Annotated in this window: 15 protein-coding genes; all 15 read left to right on the forward strand. The window is 51.9% G+C overall.

From position 1 onward, the window contains the following. The first annotated feature begins 29 nt into the window (after positions 1 to 29). Entirely contained in the window at positions 30 to 1,394 is a 1,365-nt protein-coding gene (locus D6Z24_RS20685; RefSeq protein ID WP_162605164.1) for a right-handed parallel beta-helix repeat-containing protein, read from the forward strand. Between the two features lie 29 nt (positions 1,395 to 1,423). Further along, positions 1,424 to 2,950 (forward strand): oligosaccharide flippase family protein, encoded by a 1,527-nt coding sequence (locus tag D6Z24_RS20690; protein ID WP_129127851.1) that lies wholly within the window; start codon positions 1,424 to 1,426, stop codon positions 2,948 to 2,950. Between the two features lie 47 nt (positions 2,951 to 2,997). Then, positions 2,998 to 4,176, forward strand: a complete 1,179-nt coding sequence (locus D6Z24_RS20695) for a glycosyltransferase (protein WP_129127852.1) — start codon at positions 2,998 to 3,000, stop codon at positions 4,174 to 4,176. Between the two features lie 133 nt (positions 4,177 to 4,309). Next, a complete protein-coding gene (locus D6Z24_RS20700; protein ID WP_129127853.1) occupies positions 4,310 to 5,548 on the forward strand; it encodes an O-antigen ligase family protein in 1,239 nt (412 codons plus the stop codon). A 262-nt stretch (positions 5,549 to 5,810) separates the two neighbouring features. Further along, positions 5,811 to 6,848 (forward strand): glycosyltransferase family 4 protein, encoded by a 1,038-nt coding sequence (locus D6Z24_RS20705; protein WP_162605166.1) that lies wholly within the window; start codon positions 5,811 to 5,813, stop codon positions 6,846 to 6,848. Positions 6,849 to 6,918: 70 nt separating this feature from the next. Then, positions 6,919 to 9,381 carry a nucleoside/nucleotide kinase family protein gene (locus D6Z24_RS20710; RefSeq protein ID WP_129127855.1) on the forward strand — a complete coding sequence of 821 codons (2,463 nt, stop codon included), beginning with the start codon at positions 6,919 to 6,921 and terminating at the stop codon, positions 9,379 to 9,381. Further along, positions 9,378 to 10,634, forward strand: a complete 1,257-nt coding sequence (locus D6Z24_RS20715; protein WP_129127856.1) for a glycosyltransferase family 4 protein — start codon at positions 9,378 to 9,380, stop codon at positions 10,632 to 10,634. Before D6Z24_RS20710 ends, D6Z24_RS20715 begins: the two co-directional genes overlap by 4 nt. Before the next feature lie 35 nt (positions 10,635 to 10,669). Further along, on the forward strand, positions 10,670 to 11,881 hold the full coding sequence (locus D6Z24_RS20720; protein WP_129127857.1) for a glycosyltransferase family 4 protein: 1,212 nt from the start codon (positions 10,670 to 10,672) through the stop codon (positions 11,879 to 11,881). Positions 11,882 to 12,123: 242 nt separating this feature from the next. After that, complete coding sequence (locus D6Z24_RS20725; RefSeq protein WP_198419577.1) at positions 12,124 to 12,783, forward strand: WecB/TagA/CpsF family glycosyltransferase; 660 nt, start codon at positions 12,124 to 12,126, stop codon at positions 12,781 to 12,783. A 105-nt stretch (positions 12,784 to 12,888) separates the two neighbouring features. Next, positions 12,889 to 14,403: a VPLPA-CTERM-specific exosortase XrtD gene (xrtD, locus tag D6Z24_RS20730; RefSeq protein ID WP_246014709.1), complete on the forward strand. Its 1,515-nt coding sequence runs from the start codon at positions 12,889 to 12,891 to the stop codon at positions 14,401 to 14,403. Next, complete coding sequence (locus tag D6Z24_RS20735) at positions 14,404 to 16,032, forward strand: MraY family glycosyltransferase (RefSeq protein ID WP_129127860.1); 1,629 nt, start codon at positions 14,404 to 14,406, stop codon at positions 16,030 to 16,032. Between the two features lie 29 nt (positions 16,033 to 16,061). After that, the gene (locus D6Z24_RS20740) at positions 16,062 to 18,149 is read left to right on the forward strand and encodes a tetratricopeptide repeat protein (protein WP_162605167.1); all 2,088 of its coding nucleotides are present in this window, start codon (positions 16,062 to 16,064) and stop codon (positions 18,147 to 18,149) included. Between the two features lie 82 nt (positions 18,150 to 18,231). After that, entirely contained in the window at positions 18,232 to 18,834 is a 603-nt protein-coding gene (locus D6Z24_RS20745; RefSeq protein ID WP_246014710.1) for a polysaccharide biosynthesis/export family protein, read from the forward strand. Positions 18,835 to 18,874: 40 nt separating this feature from the next. Further along, on the forward strand, positions 18,875 to 20,026 hold the full coding sequence (locus D6Z24_RS20750) for a porin family protein (protein ID WP_129127862.1): 1,152 nt from the start codon (positions 18,875 to 18,877) through the stop codon (positions 20,024 to 20,026). A 23-nt stretch (positions 20,027 to 20,049) separates the two neighbouring features. After that, on the forward strand, positions 20,050 to 21,612 hold the full coding sequence (locus D6Z24_RS20755; protein ID WP_129127863.1) for a GumC family protein: 1,563 nt from the start codon (positions 20,050 to 20,052) through the stop codon (positions 21,610 to 21,612). Positions 21,613 to 21,622 lie beyond the last annotated feature (10 nt).

Genomic DNA, 21,622 nt, shown 5'->3' on the forward strand with positions numbered 1-21,622 from the left:
TTGAATATAGTACATATGGTAGCGGATCAATGCCGGTAATCAATGGGAGTGTAGTCTTATCTGGCTGGACTAATAGCGCAGAAGGTAAATTTTATTTAGATTATACTGGTACATGTGAAGGCTTGCTCCAAGATGGATTACCTCTTACTAGAGCATCTACCTCTGAGCTTTTGGATGGAAGCTGGTATTTTGATGGAGCAAGAATTTACTATAAACCTACAACCGGCTCTGCTAGTGACCATAGTGTCGAAGGATGCAAGCTGACCGTCGTCCAGATCCTTGCACAAAACTATGTTACTCTAAAAAATATAGCCTTTTATGGAGGGGCCGGCATAGGAGTAGGAGTGGTGAACTCTAGCAATATACAGATAATAAACTGCACAATTACAGCCAACGCTTGGGCTGGAATAGGAATAAAGAATGACCCGACTAAGGCCGGCTCGCCGAGTTCAAACATCTTAATACAAGGGAACACCATAGGCTGGAATGGAAACGGGATATACTTAATTTCAGAAAACGGAGCTGCAGGACTAGAAAAGATAAACGTAGTCGAAAATGTTGTGGAGTATAACGACTTCAATGAGGTCTGGAAACATAAGACCTTAGATGGTCACGGTCTTGGAGTCCAAAATACCAGCAATAGCTATTTCGGCAAAAATGAGTTTAGGTACAACAATACCGGACCTATAATCTGGACAAGTCTCGACCGTAGAAGTGACAACAATATCATTGCTAGAAACTACTCACATCACAACCAGAAATTTGGCATGGCCCTGACGGGAGAAGGTCAGGATAATAGCTCAAACAATAGGTGGATATACAATATTATTACAGATAACGGATCAAGAGATGGGTTCGATGGTGGTTTGAGGATAAACCGATCGAATCGTGGCAAAAATTTCTTTATTCACAATACCCTAGCACGAAATGACGTGAACATTTATCTATATTCTTTAACAGATTATGCAATTATCAGTAAAAACATATCTTTTTCACCTCTTTCATTCCATGTGTTACTCGAAGTCCCTTTGAGTCAAAATATTTTCGCAGAAAACCTTTACTTTCCTGATGGCACTGGTCTGTTCGGAATTCAGCTTTTAAGAACACTAAACTTCGCGGGGTGGCGTGCTCAAACAGGAGGTGAAAAAGGGTCTTCAGTCGGCGATCCATTATTTGCAGATACATCATTGACACGACCCGAGCATTTTGTCCCATCACCAGCGTCACCTGCCTGGATAAAGCTGCTTCCTCCAGTGGGAGCTCGCCCGAAAAGTGGACCGTTTTCTGTAACTACTTTGGAGCCCGACCTGCCGCTTGAGTACAATGTCGATTATTTCGGCCAAACTCCTGGCAACGCCCCCTTCAGAGGCGCTATTCAAGGATCGCTGCAATAACTCTACTTAAAGCAGCTCCCATTATCTAAATGCCCGGTGCACATTTAAACAAACGGCGACTCTTCATAAACATTCTAGGAGCGATCATCCAACCACTGGTCGTAACTAGTACTCTCCTTTTCCTATACCGATTCCTTCTTCGGACCATAGGTGTGGATAAAGTTGGAATTTGGTCACTAGTACTTGCCTCAACGTCAATTTCTCAGATTGCAAACATGGGTATGTCAGGAGGGATAGTCAAATTCGTAGCCAAATACTTTTCACAGTGTGAACCAGAAAAAGTAAATGGCGTGGTTCAAACTGCTTTGTTAGCATTAACAGTTGTGAGCGGGCTAATGCTTTTACTTTCTTATCCTGCATGTTACTACGTTCTATCTTTGGTCTTAACTTCAAACAGGTTACCGGAAGCATTAGCAGTCTTGCCTCATGCTCTTATTGCAGTTTGGATCATGTTGATAGGCACGGTTTTTCAATCTTGCTTGGACGGTGTCCAAAGAATGGACCTGAGGAGTACAACGCAGATAACAGGGGCGCTGGTCTACCTCGCGTTCTGCCTTCTGCTTGTGAGGGATTTCGGCCTGCTTGGCTTGGCATGGGCCAGAATCATCCAAAATTTCTACATTGTTGCCTCAAGCTGCTTTTTACTGAAAAGATATCATCCACAAATCTCACTTTTTCCACAAAGTTGGGACAGATCATTATTTAAAGAAATGATCGGGTATGGGACAAGCTTCCAGGTCATGTCGTTGATGAGCATGCTTTATGATCCAATTACAAAAGCGATACTTAGCAAGTTCGGCGAACTCACTCTTGTCGGATATTACGAGATGGCGTCGCGAATGGTAGCGCAACTGCAATCTGTCACTACCTCTGCCAACGGTGTCATTGTTCCTGTTGTAGCAGAATTACAGGAAAAATCACCGGAGAAGATCAAACATCTCTATCTAACTTCTTACCAAGCAATGTTTTATATATCACTACCGTCATATTCGTTTGTGATAATGATCGCACCTTTTGTTTCCAAGTTATGGATAGGCCATTACGAACCAAGCTTTGTAATATTTGCAACATTTCTCACAGTTGGATGGCTTCTTAATTCCTTGAACAGCCCGGCCTACTTCGCTTACCTTGGAACAGGCGATCTTTACTGGAATACGTTCTCACATGTCACCATCGCAGTTTCTAACACACTCATAGGAATTTTACTTGGCCTTATTTTCGGAGGGGCAGGAGTTGTTGCAGGTCGAGCGTGCTCCATTGCACTAGGGAGTTGTGTAATAACCAGTTCATTTCACTTCAAGAACGGTATCTCATTGAAGGATTTGTTGCCAGAATCAAGTAGGTTAATGTTCAGCGCCTGTTCATTGGGTATTGTCGCCTCTATTTCATTAAATTTGTTATACCACGTTTCATTTGATTCAATAAGCGCAGTTTACAGTTTAGTTTTAACTGTAGTGTCTTTACTTATCCTGACTTCAATGTGGTTTCATCCAATCAGGCATGAGATTTGGTTACAAATCAATGCAAGTTTTAGAAAAAACATTGACGTACTGTGAAGCTTAAAACGGTAGCATCCTCTTTTATCACAACAAGGAATACCAACATGTTTAAAAGCATATTCATAACGGCCTCACAGGGAGACGAAGGCCAAAACTTCGAACATATCATGAGGGTCATTTTCCTAAGCAGATTCTCAGCACTCACCATCATAGTCACATCTGGAGCAAATTTTGACCGCTACCTTCATCCGGGCACCAAGACCGTCAGATCTCCTTTTTCTGGGAAATTAGGCCTGATTTTTTACTCAACTTACTGGTTATTTAAGCACCGTAAGTATCTGGATGATGCCATATTAGTTTGTGAGCCCACAGTGACAGGTGTGGTAGGTTTCATCGCAAAACACTTCGCCAACATCAAATGGATCGTTGACGTTTGGGATATCCCCATTAGACACATCAAGAGTCCTGACACAGTAAACGGACTTGCTGAATTCCGCATCGCGCTCACCAGACGAGTCATGAGGTTGGTCTACAAAACTGCAGATCTGTTTATTGTGGGTATCAAAACTAATTTTCAGTTTGAATTTTACCGAATTCCAGAGAGGAAGATCCTTGCTTGGCAAACCACAATATGGTTACCAGAACAAAGTATGGACGCAAGCGATAATGAATTCTCTCCATTCAACGTGTTATGCATGAAGAGTTTGCATTCTCATGAATGCGGTCTGGATATCCTCCTGCGGGCTTTTTCAATATTTAAAGCTCAAGCACCAGATTCTCGTCTTTGGATCATTGGGAAAATTAGAGAGGATGCTGAATCCTCGATTAAACAATTTGCTGCCGTCGAGGATGTAGAGTATTTTGGCTTTTTGGAGCATAAGCAATTAATGAACATGATCAGGCGAGCAAATGTCTGTGTCATCCCATGGCGCAATGAGGTTGACAATGCTCAACTTTATCCAACCAAGGTAATGGAGTATATGACAGAAGGGAAAGTTGTGCTCGCAGCTAAAGTCGCTGGAATTTCTGAGATGATCGTAGATGGAGAAGACGGAATCCTACATCGGGCTGGAGATGCTGATGATCTTGCAGGAAAGTTGTTCACATTATACAAGGACAAGGAACTAAGAAAACGTTTAAGCGATAACGCAAGGAAGTACCATCCCAGATTTGACACCATACGTAAACACGAGGAAATTTTCAATGCGCTCAAAAGGCTGGTAAATGACGATTCAGCCACTGATCTAACCGGAATCAGGCCCCTAAATTTGCCTTCAAAGTAAATACATGTACTAGCTGTGCAAAGTGTAAATCACGAACAAAACAATCGTGAAAAACAACCATTTTATAATAGCAGCCACCACTATTTGCTTTTTCGTCCTCAGCCTATTTCTGCCAGGACCGCGGGACTGGTTCATGTCTTTAAGAAGAAAGCCGCTTGTGGCGTTCCTCGTATTCCTGTCACTCGTCGCAGCAATCTTTCTAAGCGGCGCACGAGAGGGTAAAGCCGTGGGTGACGAACTAATTGACGCGCTGCGTCTTCTCCGAATCATCATTCTTTCCGTAATGTGTACAATGGCGCTATTGGCCTATCTATTGAAAAGTAAGCGAGCTAGCGCCAGTGCCAGTTTATTCTTTTTCGCCATTTACGGTCTTCTTGCGATGTTGTCAGGGACTTATTCCTTATTCCCAATGTTATCCATGTATAAAGCATTTGAAGTAATCACATTTGTGGCTTTAGGGCTCGCGGTAGGCGCCTATCTCCACACGTGGCGCGATATAGAAGATGCAGTTAATATTGTTCTCGTATCGGTATGGTACCTCGTACTTTCTGCCTCGGTCGGAATAGCACTTGCCCATAAAGAGGCGTTGGGCAATCCGCTTGTTGATAACTCTTTTACATTTACCTTTGGAGGTGTTTTCCCAGCCATCAATCCAAACTCCCTGACACAATTTTCCGGGATCTTAGCCGTGTGTGTCATTTCTTGGTTGTTCACTCAGCAAAGACACAATAGTTACATAGGACTCTCAATCATTCTCTGTGTCAGCATCACTACCATGATCCTGGCTCATAGCCGCACCTCACTGTTTGCTTTTATAGCTGCCACGACATTGGTGGTTATAACATACAGGAAAATACTTTTAGCTGCTTCATTCATAACCCTGGGAGCGTTTATGACATTAGTTCTCCCTTTATGCGACTTCTTGATGAGTTATTTTATGAGAGGTCAGTCGTCTGAGCATTTCACCTCTCTCACAGGACGTACTCTTTTCTGGCCCTTAGTCCTTGACCAAGTTTATAAATCTCCCATCGTTGGACATGGCTTCTATGCCAGTCAGTTTATGCTGTTCGGCGTGCCGAGCGTCGACAATACGTATCTTGAGGTATTACTCGGACTTGGAATTATCGGGCTTGCTGCCTTTTCGATCGTTGTCGCAAGCGTCACGTACAACATCTGGCTATCCAGACATAAAGCGTGCACTGGGTCGCTTGAACATCGGCTGATTTGGACAGAAATCGCCGTGATCTTTATTTTCCTTTTCTTTCGTAGTTTAACAGGCCCATCCTTTCAAAATCTCAACTTTAACCTTACGATTTTTGTTTTCGTAATGGTCTGTGCCTCTGCCATTCGCCGTATAGTCGTCCATCAATAAACTAATCTGCGGCCACGGGTAGACCCGATCAGGTCGCTCCCTACAGCGACTCCAAGTATGGAACCAGAAACCCGAGCGCTTCTCCACACAAAATGAACGGCTCAACATGTTAAAACTTCGAAATGCTACCGTTGGTTGGCTTGTGCCAATTCTAGGCTCAGGCGGTAGCCTTCTATACAATCAATCCTTGTTTGAATCTCTTTCGGAACGCTGCCACTCTTTCCGTGTATTTACGACCGAATTCCATGGAGACAAGGAGCCTTTGAAATTCAAAGTTGAATGCCTTGGCGGAATCAGAAGGATGTACCCGCCCGAAAGGATAGCCAACCAGGGAACACAGGGGCGCCTTGATGAAATCTGCCTGATCAATCCTGCAGTAATGGCACCTCTACGCTATTACCGCCCTGACCTTCTCATAACGAATGAATTCAGCCTCTTGTCCCTTTACGCAATAATTTATCGTCTACTATTTAATGGAGTCCGCGTATTACTGGTGATGGAAACACGGCCTTGTTTTGCCCAAAATAAACTAATATCACTTCTTAGGCGGGTACTTCGTACTGCAGTAGCCAATAATGTTGATGTCATCCTTACAAATAACCTTGAGGGACAGGATTATCTTGTCGATGTATTGCATGCTCCAGAGAGAAATATTGTAGTACGCCCTTATGTAGTATCTGATATGGCATTAATGTCCGGAATAGCAAGAAACGATCTTTGTAAAGGTCAACCCTCAAGGAAGTCCCCCCCCACAATACGTTTCCTTTTCGTAGGGCGTCTAGTCGAACTGAAAGGACTGCAGTATGTACTAGATGGTATGAAGTTACTTATGCACAAGTATCGTGGGCGTTTCATATTTGATGTCGTGGGAGATGGACCATACAGAGAAAACCTGGAGCAACAATCCCACGCTTTGGGATTATCCGATCACGTTGTCTTCCATGGAAAACAACCATATTCTGGATTATGGGCGTGGTATAAGGAAGCCGACGTATTTTTATTCCCAACGTTAGGGGATTATCGGGCCTTGGCACCGTTCGAGGCAATATCCATGGCACTGCCAATCATAGCTTCTATTCATGACGGTGGCATCGGAGAAACCGTTGACGAGGGGCGAAATGGATTTTCAATCGAACCGCGAGATACCAAGGCTTTGGTCGAAATCCTCTCACGCTTTCTGGAGTCGCCAGCTATTATCCCCCATTTCAGCAGGAGGTCACTCGAAATTGCTTCTGCCTACACCTTGGACAAGGCTGTAGACTCCTTAGCCTATGCATGCGAGAGAGCACTGCATTCCTGATGTTGTTCCCCAAGCAACTCCTTCCCTTTACGTACACTCAGGCCATTAGAGAAGAAGAAGGAACATCGCTATGACAGGAACTGAAACGTCTAGATCATACCTCCTTTTGGCGATTCTCGAAAGGATTGAGGCAAGACATGTCCCCTACGCCATCTTAACGCCCGCTAGCGGTCAGGTCCCTGACACTACTTCCGATGTTGATCTGGCGCTTGATGCTGATCCTAGAAGCACAATAGAGCCTATTCTTCTAGAAATGCAGGGTCTAGGAGAGGTTAAGATCCTTCAGCGGTTGTACTACGAGGTGCCGGCAGGCTTTTGCTACACATTGGTTTCAAACGAGCAACAAAATCAAGATATTTTGTCCCTCGATTGCCTCTGGGATCCTTATGGCATCAGTCGTTACAACATAAATACTCTTGAGTTGGTGGCAAGACGGGTAAAGGAGCAATGGGGGTACCGGGCTAGCGATGTAGACCTTGCCGTCTATTTTTTGAAAAAAAGAGCGGCCAAAGCTGCCCATTTCATGCTCACTACTAACAAGAGCCAACTGGACAATCTACAGCAAATTCTTCAACGACTGCAAGCGGCGGATTACCTTATAATAAAAGAGAGTTTCCAAGGCTGCGATACAGAGGGAATCATCAAATCCATTGGGACAGCAAAAACCTTAAAAGATGCCAACTCAGCAATAATGCGCGTTTGGCAAGCCTGGGGAAAACATCGCTGGAGTAGACACCCGTTGCTGTGGCTTCACAGTCTGTGGAGAAACTTTCTCCGGCTGACTCACCGACTGTTACACCCCACGGGCCTTTTCGTAGTTCTTGTGGGGCCAGACGGTTGTGGAAAATCCACGATCGCCCAAGCCGTAACCCAGAAACGACCACGAATATACAGGCGATCATGGTCTTTCCATTGGCGTCCCGGTTTTCTGCCAAAACTCTCCAGATATATGCAGAGACCAACTCCAGCGAGTCCTGAACCACAACGAGAAGCCGTTTACGGAACAGTCACTTCATTTGTGAGGTATCTATACTATCTTACCGATTTCACATTTGGCTATTGGTTTCTGGTCTACCCACAAAAAGTGGCAACCGCCCTCATTGTCGGCGAGCGATGGTATTATGACATCATCGTTAATCCGCAACGCTATGGCTTCCGCCTCCCTTCTTCTGTTTTGCGGTTTGGACAAAGATTTGTGCCGAGACCTGATATTGTTTTTATGCTGAAGGCTTCAGCGACTGAAGTTTATAGACGCAAGCCAGAATTGACTACCGAAGAAATCAAGACTCAAATTGATAAATTCGATCTTCTTCTCGTCAACGAGCCAACAGTTGAAATTGACACGGGAACAGATGAATTGAGTTCAATCCAGAGGGTACAGTTCGAAATTTTGGAAGAATCAGCACGGGTTACCGGTCAACGTCTTAAACACGTTCTGACATGGGTTGGATTTGGGCCCCGTTCCGGCACCAAAGTCTGGCGACACCCCAAAGTCCCCCCACGGAGAGCGCTACAATTGTATCATCCCGCATCAACGACAGGGCGGTTGGCAAAATCTGTCGCGTCAATTCTCCCATCCCCTCTGTCCACCCGTTTACTCTTCCGCACATTGCCATCATCAGCAGTAGTTGAAAGGCTGTGTCAATATTCCAAGACAATACAAAGTATCTTATCTGAGCCAACAGCCACAGTCAGTTTTGCCACAGGCACTCCAGGACCGCACCGCAAAACGGTAGCCCAGGTCGCAGTGGACGATACAGTAAGCGCGTATGTCAAGCTCGACATAAACAACACACTTAAAGTACTTTTTGATACAGAGAACGCTGCCCTGACGTTAATTACTAAATCTCAAGCGACTCCATTCAGGCATCCCGTAGTTCTCTATGACGCAATAGTGGAAAACATTCGGTATTTATTCCTTAGTGGGCCAGAAAATGGTTCACACGCACGACATCTAAAACCGGACCACTTGGACAGGTTGTTTCTTACGTACTGGATAGATGCAGAGTCAGCATCAATTCAGTTAAACGACCTCCTTACGAACATTGTCACACACTATTACGAAAGCGCCCTCCCCTTAGTTCTGACTAGCGCCATAGACTTCGTGAGAACCAGTTTCAAGGAAAGCGCTGCGCGTGCGTGGCCCAGCCACGGAGACTACGCCCCGTGGAACACCCTGCTGCTCAGTGACAACTCCCTCTATGTATTTGACTGGGAATATTTCGATGTCCAAGCGCCTGCATTGCAGGATTTCTTCCACCGAATTTTCATGCCGGCCAAGTTGAGTGAATCTCTCTCCCCGAAGCAACTCATCATGCGCCTGCTGTCCATACGCAATGACACCTTTTGGGGGCCGATACTGGACTATTCAGGAGTGCGCGATCATGAGTTACCCGGGTATCTAATGCTTTACCTGTTGAGGCAGGTAACCCGTCAAGAAACCGTTGCCATTTCAGAAAACACCTCCACGTCCTATGTCCTCGCCTGCATACACAGTCTCCTTTTGCAATCAAACTATCCAGACATCACATGAAAGTACTCGTCTCCGCCTATGCCTGCGAACCCAATAAAGGTTCAGAACCAGGAATTGGATGGAATCTGGCAAAACAAGCTGCCCTGTTCCATGAAGTATGGGTGCTGACCAGAAGGAACAATCGCGAAGTGATTGAGGAGGAAATGCGTTTAAATCCTTGCACGTCTTTGCACTTTATATACATAGATTTACCTGGTTGGTTTTGTTTTTGGAAAAGAGGCGCAAAAGGACTCCATATTTACTACTGTCTCTGGCAGGTTGCGGCTTACCGTCACGCAAAACGCCTTCTTAGAGAAATCGACTTTGATCTAGCACACCACCTGACGTTTGGCAACGTCTGGCTCCCCACCCTCCTTTGGAAGCTACCAATTCCTTTTATTTGGGGGCCACTGGGGGGGTACGAAACAATTCCTCTGACATTTTGGAGGATGTTCAAATTGAAATGGAAGTTGTTTGAATTCATCAGATGCCTAATTCGGTTCTGGGCACGCTATCTTGATCCTTTAACCATGAGAACAGGGGAAAAGGCGTCAATTATAATAAGTCGCACTTTTGAGACCGAATTAGCATTGTTAAAAGCATTTCCAGGCAAGATTCGATCTATGCCAGGAAATGGTCTTAACAGATACGAAATTGAAGATAAATTTTTGAGTTATTGCAACCCAATTGATACGCCCATACTCAACGTGCTAATGGTGGGAAGAATGATCCACTGGAAAGGATTTGACATGGGAATCCAGGCCTTTAAAAGATTGGCTACGGCTAACACTGCCGCAAAATTACATATTGTCGGATCAGGCCCGGAAGAGAAACACCTGAGAAGCCTTTGTTCGTCCATTGGTATCGGCGAGAAGGTCATTTTTCACGGCCAAACGAGCCACCAGGAAGCCTTGGGCCACTTTGAAAAAGCTGATATTTTACTACACCCAAGCCTGAAAGACTCTGCCTGTTCCGTCATCTTTGAGGCCATGGCAGTCGGAATCCCGGTAGTTTGCTTGAATTGCGGGGGGCCTGGCGAGGTCGTAACTGAAGCATCCGGCATCAAGATCACTCTCAAGAACCCACGTCAAGCAGTAGAAGATTTAGCCGCAGCGCTCATTCATCTAGGCAATGACAAGGCGTTGAGGCAGGCGCTCGGCGCTGAGGGAAGAAGGCGATTGGAAGAGTTTCTCTGGGAGCAGCAGGGATACGCTCAAAGGGAACTTTACATCGAAGCTGTCTCTGCCGAGGCATTCAAACACAGGCAGAATTAGTCGGCAAAACCAATCGAAGACCTTCTAGCAAAGCAATGAATATTATCTTAGGTCATAACTACTATGGTTCATCATCACCCAGTGGCGAAAACATGGCTTTCGATGCGGAGGTCTTGTTATTGCGCCAGCACGGACACACGCTTACACAGTTAGTGCGGCACAATGACGAGATTCGAAACCAGGGAGTGTGGGGCTGCGTACGTGGCGCGCTGAGTGCTCCTTGGAATCCTTTTAGCGAATGGGCCACAGAACAGTTAAGCAGGACGAAATCATTTGATATTCTCCATATCCACAACACTTTCCCACTTCTCTCACCTTCAGTATTTTATGCCGCAAAGAACTCAAGGCCAGCAACGGTTCTAACCCTTCATAACTTCCGAACCTTCTGTGCAGCCGGCATCCTGATGCGGGAGGGACGTCCATGTACCGAATGCCTTGATAAGCGAAGCGTTGGCCCAGCCTTACGCCACAAATGTTACAGGGGTGGAATCTTCGCAACGGCCCCTCTGGCGACTATGATATGGCTTCACCGCACACTGAAAACCTGGGAGAAGCAGGTTGACGCTTTTATAGCGTTGACCGAATTCCAGAAATATATCCTCTGCAATGCCGGACTCCCTAGCGCCCGTGTATTCGTAAAACCCAACTTTTACCCTACCCCTCCAGAGCCATTGCCGTGGGGGGAAAGAATACGCAAGGTTGCGTTTATCGGGCGGCTCAGTGTTGAAAAAGGCTGCAACGTCCTCATAAAGACGTGGAAACTGTGGGGCCGTGAGGCACCACTCCTCGAGATCATTGGAGATGGTCCTGAGCGTTCAAAACTTGAAGATTCAGTATCTGCTGCCGGTTTATCTAAAAAGATAATTTTCCGAGGCCAATTATCCTTCAATGAGGCACAGACAAGGCTGTCAACGGCTCGCCTGCTAGTAATCCCATCGCTCTGCTTCGAGGGGTTCCCAATGGTCATTCGGGAAGCCTTTGCTTTCGGCATCCCAGTAGTAGCTTCCAGACTTGGATCAATGCCTTGGATAATTGCAGAAGAGAGTACGGGGACACTATTCCAGCCAGGAGATGCCAAAGATCTCTTAGACAAGATACAAAATATTTGGGAAAATGATCACAAATTATCAACTATGGGTACAAACGCAAGAGAATCATTTTTGCAAAAATATACAGCAGATGTTAACTACAATGAGCTTATCCAAATTTATCAATTTGCCATTGATTACAGAAATAAAAAATTTTAGCAAAATAAACAAACGTCATCTGTCTCACTCAACGTTACTACACTTAATCACTTTTTTCATAAAATGTTACTTCACATTTCTCAGAAGGTTCTCAACCCCGATGCCATAAAATTATTTTTATCAAAATGACACAACACACACCGGTGGTTGACATCTTTGGATATCAAGTCAGCGCCCGCGGCGTTAGCGGCGACATTGAACAAGCGTGTCGATTGATTTTCGTGGGACACCACGGACAGTACATGGCCTGCGCAAACCCCCATTCACTCGTGATCGCATCAAGAGACGCACCTTTCCACACAGCCCTTCTGCAAGCGGATCTTCTGCTCCCAGATGGCGTAGGAATTGTTCTCGCTTCGCGAACTCTCAATCAAACTACATTGAGTCGGGTTGCAGGCTTCGAGTTTTTTTATGGGCTCACAAAGACTTTAGATCGGTTAGGGGGGGGACGATATTTTTTTCTCGGCTCTTCAAATCATGTCTTAAATGAGATAACAGTACGACTGAATCGTGAATTTCCATCGATAACGGTATGCGGAACACTCTCACCTTCATTCACTAAAGAGTTTAGTGACACAGAAAATGAATCGATAATTTCAGCGATCAACGCATCTAAGCCAGATGTTTTGTGGGTGGGCATGACTGCTCCGAAGCAGGAAAAGTGGATATACCGGAACAGGAACAAACTCACCGTGCCGTTTATCGCTGGAATCGGAGCAGTGTTTGATTTTTACGCCGGTACCAAGAAACGCTCCTCCGTTTTTTGGCAGAAGGTTGGACTTGAATGGCTCCCCCGTTTTTTGCATGAACCTTGTCGACTTTGGGAGAGGAATATGAGATCGACCCCCATATTCCTTTACTGGATCGCCCGTGAAAAATACAAGATTCTCTTCAAGCGATAGACCATCCCCGCACGCCCGGTTTTATGGACGCACTTACCGCCCTGGTAGAACGCTCCGCCTCACAACAACGGCATCCTGACCTGTAACGTCATGGGAATTTCCTTCATGCATCAGCGCGTGTTGGCAAGCATCTACCTGATTCTTTTGTTACTCCTGTTCAGGGAGAGCACCTCCTACTTGATCAGGATGTGGAACGGTGAGGAGCATACCTACTGCTATGTTGTCCCGTTCATCGTGGGATACCTCCTCTGGGATAAGCGCTGCATGTTGAGGGCTCGCCCCTCAACTCCTTCCGCGTGGGGGCTACTGCCGTTGGGAGTCGGGATTTTGCTCTACCTGTTAGGGGATTTGGGAGGGGAGTTCTACACGCTCTTCCTCTCATCCTGGTGCATGGTAGCAGGGCTGCTATTGATGCACCTCGGATGGCAAAAGCTCCGCGTTATCCTGTTCCCCCTGCTCTTCAGCATGGCCATATTCCCCTTTCCGGGTCTCATCAACAACACCCTGTCCCTCAACCTTAAGCTGGTCTCCTCGGCGCTCGGCGTGCACATCCTGCAGGTATTGGGCGTCACCGCGTTTCGCGAGGGCAACGTGATCGACCTGGGCTTCACCCGACTGCAAGTGGTGGATGCCTGCAGCGGGTTGCGCTACCTGTTGCCGTTGCTAATTCTCGGGGTGTTGCTGGCCTATTTCTTTCGCGCGCCGTTTTGGAAACGTGCGCTGCTGGTTGTTTCGACCGTCCCGCTGACCATCATCGTCAACGGTATGCGTATCGCTAGTGTGGGGCTGCTCTATCCCGTCTTCGGCGCACAGGTGGCAGAAGGATTTTTCCACGATTTTTCCGGCTGGCTGATCTTCATGGTGAGCCTTGTGGCCCTGCTTGGGGAAATGCGGCTGCTGAAACGGCTCCCGGAAAACCCGGCTGAACCTTCGTCCCCGAAATGCAGCCGTCACGACATCGCTGCCGGCGGCGCTTCGGCGCTCTGGCTCAAGTGGTGCGCAGCCCTTCTGCTGGCCGGGCTGGTGATAACGGTGAGGGTGGTGGATTTCCGTGAGCGGGTGCCGCTGGCCAAGCCTCTGTCGGAATTCCCCCGATCCCTCGGCCAGTGGCAAGGAAATCGATTGACGATGGAACGCGCAACTCTTGATTCCCTCAAACCGAGCGATTACCTGCTGGCTGATTTCAGGGACACCGGTGCCAAAACGGTGAGCCTGTACGTGGCATATAACGAGAGCCAGCGCAAGGGCGAATCAAGCCATTCACCCTCCAGCTGCCTCCCCGGAAGCGGTTGGCTCTTTGAAGGTTCCGGACTGACGATGCTCCCCATCGGCCCCCGTGGCGAACTCTGTTCTGTCAACCGGGCCGCGCTGCAGAAAAACGGCGAGAGGCTTCTTGTCTACTACTGGTTCCCCCAGCGAGGGCGGGTGCTGACGAACATGCTTGAACTGAAGCTTTACGCTTTTTGGGACGCACTCATGCTTCGCCGTACCGACGGGGCCCTCGTGCGATTGATTACGCCTATTGATGCCGGTGAACAGGCCGCCGATTCGGAACGCCGGGTTGCCGACTTCGCCCGGCAGGCCATGCCGGTCCTGGCAACGTTTCTGCCGAGTCGTTAAATGAACCTACTGACCACACTCATCGCATCGATGCTGCTGACAGCCGTGGCCATCCCGATCCTGTCACGGGTGGCGCTTTGGTGTAACCTGGTCGATCTCCCAAACGAGCGCAAGGTGCACAACCGGCCGATCCCCAGGGTGGGAGGCCTCGCCATGGTGCTGGGAACCTGCGCGCCGCTCATCCGCTGGGAATGGGGGAACGAGTTCCTGCACGCCTACCTTGCGGGCGCGCTGGTCCTGGTCCTCTTCGGCCTGGCGGACGACCTGTGGGACATTTCCCCACTCTGGAAATTATGCGGCCAGTCCATCGCCGCAACGGTAATCATCGTCGAGGGAGGGGTGCGCATCGCGACCCTCGGCTCGTTGTTGCCCGCATGGCTGACCGTCCCGGCCTGGATGCTGACGGCATTGACCCTGATCACCATCGTCGGCGTGACCAACGCCATCAACCTGGCGGACGGGCTGGACGGCCTGGCCGGGGGGATTAGCCTGCTGTGCATCGCCGAGATCGGCTTCATGGCCTGGCAGGAGGGCGACGCCATCATCTGCCTCATCGCCGTGGCGCTTTGCGGCGCCATCTTCGGCTTCCTGCGCTACAACACCTTTCCCGCATCGGTCTTTATGGGAGACACCGGAAGCCAGTTCCTGGGCTTTTCGGCGATCACGCTCGCACTGTCCCTGACCCAGGGTGTGACGCCCCTTAGCCCGGTCGTTCCGCTGCTCATCCTCGGCTTCCCGGTTCTCGACACTATGACGGTGATGACAGGGCGCATCGCCCGGGGATGCTCCCCTTTCGCGGCCGACAAGACCCACTTCCACCATAACCTCCTTGCCCTGGGCCTGCACCATACCGAATCGGTCCTGGTGATCTACCTGATCCAGGTCTCCCTCGTGGTGGCGGCCTATTACCTGCGCTTCTTCTCCGACTGGCTCCTGCTCGGAGGTTATCTGCTCTTTTCGACGGCGGTGCTTGCCCTTTTTGCCCTGTCGCGGAAAAGGAATTGGGAGCCAAGGCGCACCCGGGCGTTGACGCGTGTCAAGGAGCGCCTGCGCGTCATGCGCGACGAGACGCCGGTGGTCATCTACATGTTTCGCGCGTTGTGCTTTCTGTACCCGGCGCTACTCGTTCTGACCTTCGCCTTGTCAGGACCTCCCAGCACCCCTTTTGCCCTTTCGGCCGTTGTGTTCATGCTGGCGCTGGCCGCCATGCGTTTTTTGCTCCCGGCGGGCTTTGAACCTCTGCTCCACGCCATCATCTACCTAATCGTCCCCTACGGGGTCTACCTCTCGGGGCAGTGGCTCGACAGCCAGGCGCCCCTTGCGGCCAGGGCATGCAACGTCGTGTTCGGCCTCGTCACGTTCCTTTTCATCCTGGTCCCCAAGGTGACGCGACGCAACGCGGCCTTCAAAAGCACCCCGATGGATTTCCTCATCGTCTTCCTGGCCGCGGCTGCGCTGCTGCCGGAAGCGGCGACGCCCGATTTCAGGCTCGGCATGGTCGCAGTGAAGATCCTGATCCTCTATTACGGCTGCGAGGTGCTGATGGCTGAATTGCGAGGGGAGTACGCAGTCTTGGCGGGCGGCACGGTAGCCGCCCTGGCGATACCGGTGGTACGGTGGGCCGTGTGATGCCATTCATATCGGCAAGGGAGGACGATATGCCTCGCGCAACGGTAGTGCTCGTGCTCGCGCTGCTCACCTTCCTGAACGGGTGCAGCAGCCCCGACGAGAAGAAGATGCGTTTCTACAACAAGGGGAAGGAACTCATGGACAAGGGGGACCTGGTAAAGGCCTCCCTGGAAATGAGGAACGCCATCCAGATCGACCCGAAATTCGCCGACGCGCATTACCTGCTGGGCCTGGTTGAGTTGCGCAAGGGGAACGTATTCCGGGCCTTCCAGTGCTTCCAGAAGGTCGTGCAGATCGCCCCCGACCACCTAAATGGCCAGGTGGAACTGGGCAAGCTTCTTTTGCTTCTGGACGAAAAGGGGAAGGCCCAGGCCCAGGAAAAGGCCGACCTGGTACTCAAGGCGCGCCCGGACCACGGGGAAGGGATGATGCTGCAGGCAGCCATCCATATGGTCAGAAAGGACTGGGGACGGGGGCGCGAAATACTCGAGCGGCTGATCGCGGGAGGGGTAACGAAGCCGGACGCATACCAGAGCCTCGCCCTGGCGCGCCGGGCCATGAAGGATGACGCGGGTGCCGAGGCGACACTGAAGGAAGGGGCGCGCAGGAATCCGACCTCTGTCGGCATCCTGAAGTCGCTGGCGGATCTTTACGCGGCGAAGAATCGGGTGGACGACGCTGCGGGGAGCATCAGCGAGATGATGAGGCTGGAACCGGCCAAGTACGGGTACGGCATCACCCTCGCCGGCCTGTACTGGGATGCCGGCCGACTGGACGACGCCCGCGCCCTCCTGGCAAAGCTGCGGGCCACGCACCCCAAACATGAACAGTGCCTGCTGGACCTGGGACGGTTCTACTTGCTGCACCGGCAGCAAAACGAAGCCGAAGCGCTTCTCAAAGAGGGGATCGTGAATGTTCCTGAAAGCTTCCGTCTCCGCACCGCGCTTAGCGAGCTGTATGCGGCAACGGGAAGAAACGAGCAGGCAACCGTCCTGCTCAAGGAGTGCATCGCTCTCGCCGGGAACGCCAAAAAACCTGAAGCGATCCAGGCAAACAACCTGCTCGCCCGCGGCTGCTTCCTGAGGGGCGAGCTCGGCGCGGCGGAAGGATACCTGGCCGAGGTGCTGAAAGCGAGCCCCCGCAACATCGACGCCACCTACCTGAAGGGGCGCATACACCTGGCAAGGAAGGAAGGCCTGGCGGCGATGACCGCTTTCCGCACCGTCACCAGTGACCGCCCCCAGGAAATCGACGGCTACCTGTTCCTGGCCGATGCCCAGCAGATCAACGGCGAGCCGAAGCTGGCCCTGGAAACGCTGCAGCAGGCGGAACGGTTGGAGCCGGATTCGCTGCGGGTCAACCGGGCCTTCGCGCGGTTGTCGTTGCTGCAAAAAGAGTATCGCCAGGGGGAACGGAGAATGACGCAGTACCTGGCAAGGCACCCTGACGACCTCGAGGCGCAACTGGAGTTGGGCGACCTCCACTTCCTGGCCGGAAATTACCGCGGGGCCGAGACGGCGTACAGGCATGTGAAGCAAAAGGCGCCCGGTTCGCCACTCCCTTACTGGCGCCTTAGCGACCTGCATGCGCAGGAAGGGAACCCGGCACGCGCCGCTTCGGAAATGGAAGTCGTGGTCGGCAAAGTGAGCCCCGACAACGTCCAGGCGTCACTCGCCCTGGCAGGCCTCTACGCGCGCGCCTCTCAGGTGTCGAAGGCGAAGAAAACCTACGAGAGGCTTTTCGCCAGCCATCAGAAAGAGTGGCGCGTAGTGAACGATTACGCATACTTCCTCGCCGAAAACGGCGGTTCTCCCGCCGACCTGGAGCGGGCCGGACGGCTGGTCGGCGATCTGGCGCGAAAGCGGCCGGACGACCCGAGCCTCCTGGATACCCTCGGCTGGATCGAGTACAAACGCGGAAACTACCCAAAAGCGATGGAACTGCTGGAAAAAGCGGACGCCAGGCGACCGGGGCACCAGACGATAAGCTACCACCTCGGCATGGCATGCATGCGTGTGGGTAAAAAAGACCAAGCCCGCAACTGTTTGAGCAAGGCGCTGGCAGGGGGTGATTTCCCGGAGAAACAGACTGCATCCACGATGCTGAGCCAGCTCTGACATCGGCAGAACCGGCCATGCCATGCCTAAACGGTGCATGCGCCGTGAAGATCAGAACCTCACGGCAGAAAGGGGATCAGCCATGCTGGAAACCGTCAGTTCGGTCATGCTGAAGATCGTTTCGCTAGCAGTCACCGCCGTACTCTGCCTTGGCGTCAGCTGCGCCCAGGCGGCCCCTCCCGCGGCGCTCCCCACCACCGTCGGCGAGTACCTTGTCGGACCGGGGGACATCCTGGGCATCGAGGTATGGAAGGATCCAAGCCTTACTAGGACCGTGGTCGTCCTCGCCGACGGCAAGATCGTTTTCCCGTTGATCGGCGAAGTGGCGGCTGGCGGCAAAAGCGTGGCAGCGCTCAGAAGCGAGCTCGCAGAGCGGATCTCGATCTATGTCCCGGAGACGAACCTGACCCTCGAGGTGAAGCAGGTGAACAGCCTGTTCGTCTATGTCCTTGGGCGGGTGAACAACCCCGGCCGGCTCCAATTGAACGGTAATGTCAACGTCCTGCAGGCACTCGCCATGGCAGGAGGGCTCAACCCCTACGCCAAGCGGGGGAGCATCAAGATATTCCGGGAGGAAGATGGCGCAACCCGGATCATCCCCTTCGACTACGACGACGTGACAAGCGGCGCACGCCTCCAGGACAACATCACACTCAAACGCAGCGATGTGCTCTTCGTGCCGTAGCAACCCCAAGGGGATTTGGTGCGCCGGGGCCGTTTGCGCCATGCTGCTCCCGCTGGCTCACCCCGCGGCGGCGCCCGCTGCCCAGACCGCGCTCACCCCGTCGCTGTCAGTGATGCAGGAATACACGGACAACCTTTTCACCAGTTCCTCTCACCGCTTCCAAACCTTCATCTCCCACGCCAGACCCGGGATACGCGTGACCGGCAGGAACGAGCTCTTGAGCGGTTCCCTGGCGGCGCGGCTCGATGCGCTGCATTACAGCAGGGACAGCCAGATGGACAAAGTGGACCAGATCTATGAAGGGAACGGCACCTGGCGCCTGACGCCGTTGCTCGCCCTTGCCGCTGACGCTTCATACCGGAGGGAGTCGTGGCCCGACCGCGAAATCGAGAGCAGCGGCCAGCCGCTAAGCAGTGCCAGCCGACGCCACAATTACGGAGCCCGGGCCGAACGCCGTGTCGGCGAACTGACGTCGGTCCTCCTTGACTACCGCTACGAAAGGATCGACTACGCCCGTGACGATGCCTTATCCGACGTGACCGTCCAGAGCCTTGGGGCCGCCCTTGGCTACGACGCGCAGCGGCTTCTATCCCTGCTCAAATTACGCTGCGCCCTGCGTTTCAGCCGCAGCGAGTACACGGCCTCGCTCACCGAGAACTACGAGTTGAGCGTCGGCGGCAGCATGCAGTTAAACGAACTCTGGTCCTTCTCCGTCGATACGGGGGGACGCTACACGAAAACCGAGCTCCAGGGGGCCTCACTTCCCACCTACAGCATGGCGCACCACGGCGCCGGATGGACCTTCAGGGGGGCGCTTGATTACACAGGGGAGAAGTTCAACGGGAGCCTCGCATACGCAAGGGAACTCAGCAACGCGTCGGGAAGCTACGGAACGTCTGTGGAAAGGAACATCGTGACCCTCAACCTGCGTCAACGGATCAGTTACCAACTCTTCGCGCTGGCCGGTGCCGGGTACTACCGAAGCAAGGCGGATGCGGTCTCCGCACTTCTTGGGAACGCGGACGAGTCCAGCGTGCGGGGCTCGCTGTCGCTGCGCTACGAGTTCAACCGCAGCTTTACCGCAGACTTAGGCTACGAATGCTTTCTCCTCGACAATGAGAGCCCGGCCGGGACCGCCTTCCGGAACAAGCTGTTCGTTCAGCTGACGGCCCGGACCGATCTTTTCGAGTGAAGTGTCAGGACAGGGAGGGTGCAGTGGACAGCGAAATCAAAAGCGTTCAGGACATCGTGGAAATTCTCAAGAGGCGCAGGCGTCAGCTCCTCGTTCCCGCAGCGATCATCCTCCTGGTTGCCGTCGTTGCCGCCCTGACCCTGCCGCGGAAGTACCGCTCGACCGCAACGATCCTGATCGAGGCGCAGGAAGTGCCGAGCGAGTACATCAAGGCGAACATCACCAGTTTTGCGGATCAGCGACTGCAGGCGATCAACAAACGGATCATGGGGACGCCGAGGCTCATCGATTTGATCAAGCGGCTGAACCTGTATGCGGATCTGCGCAACAAGGTATCCCTGGAGGACGTGGTGGCGGAGATGGTCAAGGACATCAAATTCACCACGATAAGCGCGGACGTCATCGACCCCCGCTCGGGCAGACCGGCCCAGGCGACCATCGCGTTTTCCATCAGCTACACCGGCACCACGCCGGAGGTCGCACAACAGGTGACCACCGAACTTTCATCGCTATACATGGAGGAAAACCTCAAGGAACGGGAGAAGCAGTCCCTTGGGACCTCCAAGTTTTTCCAGGGCGAGATGGAGGCGGTCCAGGCAAGCCTTGCCGACATCGAGGGGAGAATCGCGGCATTCAAAAAAAGGAACATCCAGTCGCTTCCCGAGCTGTCGCAGGTCAACATGCAGTCATACGACCAGGCCGACCGCGACATAAGGCAGCTGAACGACCAGATGAGAACCCTCAGGGAGAGAGAAGAGTTCCTGCAAAGCCAGCTGAGCAACGTGCAGCCGGAACTCGCCGCGAACGACAAGGAGGCGCTGAGGCAACTTCATTTGAGGCTGGCCGATCTGACCAGCCGTTTTTCCGACCGCTACCCGGACGTGATCAAGACGAGGAGAGAGATTGCAGAGCTAGAGCAGCGGATCCGGTCAGCCAACCGTGAGCCGGCCGTAGGTACGCCGGACAACCCGGCCTACATCAACCTGCAATCCCAACTGGCAGGAACCCGTTCCGAAATCGAATCGGTGAGGCGCCAGATTGCCGACACCGCCAAGCGGCGTGCAAGCTACCAGAGCCGGATTTTCGCGACCCCCCATGTAGAAGAGGCGTACAAAAGCCTGATGGTCGAGCGGAACAACCTGCAGCAAAAATACGACGACCTATCCAAAAAATCCATGGACGTCAGGATGGCCCACAGCATGGAGAAAGAGCAGCTTGGCGAGCGTTTCACCCTGGTCGACCCGGCCCGGCTGCCGGAGCGCCCCTTCAGCCCCAACGTGCCGGCGATCATCCTGATCGGACTGGCACTCGGCATCGGCTCGGGGGTGGGATGGGCGGCCGTAAAGGAGGCCTGCGACCAATCGGTCAGATCAGCGGACGCTCTCGCCGAGCTCACCGGCGTCACGGTCCTCGTGACCGTCCCGCACATCGTCACCGCGACGGATCGGGGCTCAGCCAGGAACAGGCGCTACCTGGCCACGGCCCTGGTAGCCTTTGGGGCCATCATCGGCCTCGTTGCCGTACACTACCTGGTGATGGATCTGAATGTCCTCTTGACGCAGATTTATCGCAAATCGCCAGGTTAGAAGAGGAGAC

This window comes from Geomonas oryzae (assembly GCF_004117875.1).
GTDB classification, from domain to species: domain Bacteria; phylum Desulfobacterota; class Desulfuromonadia; order Geobacterales; family Geobacteraceae; genus Geomonas; species Geomonas oryzae.

Coding starts and splice junctions, on each gene's coding strand:
- D6Z24_RS20685 (WP_162605164.1), top strand. CDS start 30: ATGCCGGTAATCAATGGGAGTGTAGTCTTATCTGGCTGGACTAATAGC.
- D6Z24_RS20690 (WP_129127851.1), top strand. CDS start 1,424: ATGCCCGGTGCACATTTAAACAAACGGCGACTCTTCATAAACATTCTA.
- D6Z24_RS20695 (WP_129127852.1), top strand. CDS start 2,998: ATGTTTAAAAGCATATTCATAACGGCCTCACAGGGAGACGAAGGCCAA.
- D6Z24_RS20700 (WP_129127853.1), top strand. CDS start 4,310: ATGTCTTTAAGAAGAAAGCCGCTTGTGGCGTTCCTCGTATTCCTGTCA.
- D6Z24_RS20710 (WP_129127855.1), top strand. CDS start 6,919: ATGACAGGAACTGAAACGTCTAGATCATACCTCCTTTTGGCGATTCTC.
- D6Z24_RS20715 (WP_129127856.1), top strand. CDS start 9,378: ATGAAAGTACTCGTCTCCGCCTATGCCTGCGAACCCAATAAAGGTTCA.
- D6Z24_RS20720 (WP_129127857.1), top strand. CDS start 10,670: ATGAATATTATCTTAGGTCATAACTACTATGGTTCATCATCACCCAGT.
- D6Z24_RS20725 (WP_198419577.1), top strand. CDS start 12,124: ATGGCCTGCGCAAACCCCCATTCACTCGTGATCGCATCAAGAGACGCA.
- xrtD (WP_246014709.1), top strand. CDS start 12,889: ATGCATCAGCGCGTGTTGGCAAGCATCTACCTGATTCTTTTGTTACTC.
- D6Z24_RS20735 (WP_129127860.1), top strand. CDS start 14,404: ATGAACCTACTGACCACACTCATCGCATCGATGCTGCTGACAGCCGTG.
- D6Z24_RS20740 (WP_162605167.1), top strand. CDS start 16,062: ATGCCTCGCGCAACGGTAGTGCTCGTGCTCGCGCTGCTCACCTTCCTG.
- D6Z24_RS20745 (WP_246014710.1), top strand. CDS start 18,232: ATGCTGGAAACCGTCAGTTCGGTCATGCTGAAGATCGTTTCGCTAGCA.
- D6Z24_RS20750 (WP_129127862.1), top strand. CDS start 18,875: ATGCTGCTCCCGCTGGCTCACCCCGCGGCGGCGCCCGCTGCCCAGACC.